Raw genomic sequence first — 1,098 nt, 5'->3', positions numbered from 1 at the left:
CCAATGGTGGAACTCTCTTCCTTGATGAAATTGGTGACATGCCATTTGAAACCCAGACTCGATTGTTACGTGTGCTCGCAGATGGTGAGTTTTACCGAGTTGGTGGTCATATACCGGTTAAAGTAGATGTCAGAATTGTCGCGGCAACCCATCAAGACTTAGAAAAACTGGTGAATGAAGGTCGTTTCCGTGAAGACTTATACCACCGTCTAAATGTTATTCGAATTCATATTCCGAAGCTTGCGCATCGCAGTGAAGACATCCCTATGCTGGCTCAACATTTCTTGGCTCGCGCGGGTAAAGAGCTAGGTGTAAGTCCAAAGATTTTACGCACTGAAACAACGGACTATATGCAACAATTACCTTGGCCTGGTAATGTTCGTCAGCTTGAGAATACCTGCCGTTGGTTAACCGTCATGATTACTGGCCGTGAGGTTTATCCGGAAGATTTACCTTCTGAGCTTAAACAGGTTCCACTCCAAAAAAGTAGTGAGACTAGTCAGCCAGCACCATCTTTTGAACGTATTTCTTTGCACCATTGGGATGAGCTACTAAGCCAATGGGCAATTCAAAAACTTAAAAATGGTGAAATGAAGATTTTAGACATTGCTACTCCAATGTTTGAGCGCACCTTGATTAATGCGGCACTACAGCAAACTCGTGGGCGCAAACGTCATGCAGCCGAGCTATTAGGTTGGGGTCGTAACACCCTAACCAGAAAGTTAAAAGAGCTGGGCATGGATTCTGCTGATGACGATGATGAGGACGAACATAAAGCAACATTGTCAGAAGCTTAACACCGAAGTAAAAATCAAAAAGCGGCTAATTTAATTTAGCCGCTTTTCTTTATGACTATTTAAAACGGAATTAACTGCCAAACTAAAATGTGAACATACAGTTACATGATCAAAAAATTCTAAATTTCTACATAAATCATTATATTTTCTATATTTTCCCCAAAACTATGCTCTACTTATTGTTTACCAGATGACCTAAAAACATACCAATGACCATCGTTAAAGATAGATTTGCTATACTAGATAAGCAGTGTTAGCCGTCGTTATTAAATTTTATGCATGATCCAGTCCTTGAGTCACA

At 40.5% G+C, this 1,098-nt stretch carries 1 protein-coding gene; it reads left to right on the top strand.

Translation table 11 applies throughout. The annotated features are described in order from the left end of the window. Window positions 1–797: sigma 54-interacting transcriptional regulator (locus tag C1642_RS13695; RefSeq protein ID WP_171304709.1), on the top strand; the 797-nt coding region annotated here is incomplete at its 5' end. Between the last annotated feature and the right edge of the window lie 301 nt (window positions 798–1,098).

The sequence above is a fragment of the Acinetobacter sp. AKBS16 genome, assembly GCF_002899995.1.
GTDB classification, from domain to species: Bacteria; Pseudomonadota; Gammaproteobacteria; order Pseudomonadales; family Moraxellaceae; genus Acinetobacter; species Acinetobacter baumannii.
This window is presented reverse-complemented; position numbering and strand designations above follow the sequence as displayed.